The following is a 220-nucleotide window of genomic DNA, read 5'->3' on the forward strand; positions in this document are numbered from 1 at the left end:
CTAGGGTCTGTTGCGAAAGTGGATCTTGTTCGGTGATGATCACGTCCTGTGGGACGTGGGGATCTGACGAACGGCCAGTGGGCCCGGCTTGAGCCTCTGCTGCCGACGGGCATCAAGTCGGGCCGGCCGCAGGTGTGGACGCGGCGGCAGCTGATAGACGGCATACGGTGGCGGACCCGGACCGGTGCTCCGTGGCGGGACGTGCCCGAACGTTATGGGC

The 220-nt window shown here is 66.4% G+C and carries 1 protein-coding gene; it reads left to right on the forward strand.

Going from position 1 to position 220, the window contains the following annotated elements:
- Nucleotides 1-48: 48 nt before the first annotated feature.
- On the forward strand, nt 49-220 hold a 172-nt coding region (locus ICC28_RS40215), incomplete at its 3' end, for a transposase (protein ID WP_188293819.1).

The sequence above is a fragment of the Streptomyces sp. TRM68416 genome, assembly GCF_014596915.1.
Classification (GTDB): Bacteria; Actinomycetota; Actinomycetes; order Streptomycetales; family Streptomycetaceae; genus Streptomyces.